The organism is Halorubrum sp. SS7 (assembly GCF_005435055.1).
Taxonomy (GTDB): domain Archaea; phylum Halobacteriota; class Halobacteria; order Halobacteriales; family Haloferacaceae; genus Halorubrum; species Halorubrum salinarum.
The window spans coordinates 1-503 of the sequence record NZ_SGXV01000278.1; the positions used below are offsets into that span (position 1 = coordinate 1).

The window sequence follows — 503 nt, forward strand, 5'->3', positions numbered from 1 at the left end:
GGCGAGGAGACGTTAGACAACTACGAGGAGACCGATGCCTGAACTCGCCTGTAAGATCGATGGGTGCGACTACGAGGGGACGCCGCAGGGGCTCCGGTCGCATCTCCACGGACGGAAGGACGACGACCATGTCGAGGCCGCGGCCGACCGGCGCCATCACGACTGGTACCCGAGCGCCTACGGCCTCGACGACGAGGGTACCGCGGTCGAAGGGGGTGACGAGGGAGCCGAGAGCCCCTCCGAAGGCGCCGATCCGGCCCCCTCTGAAGAGGGTACCGGCGAAGGGGGCGGAGATACCCTCGATCCCGACCCCTCTGAAGGGGGTCCCGAATCGCCCGACGAGGCGGACGAATACGCCGCGCAGTGGGAGGGCGCAGATACCCCCACCGAGACCCCCTCCGAAGGCGCCGATCCGGACCCCTCCGAGGAGGGTACCGACGGAGAGGGCGACGATACCCCCGATCCGGACCCCGCTGAAGAGAGTGGCATGGGGCTCGGCACGG

General features: G+C 69.2%; 1 pseudogene. It reads left to right on the forward strand.

Features of this window, described 5'->3' with window-relative positions:
• Nucleotides 1-34: 34 nt before the first annotated feature.
• Nucleotides 35-503, forward strand: a pseudogene (locus EXE44_RS20475) (hypothetical protein); the annotation flags it as partial.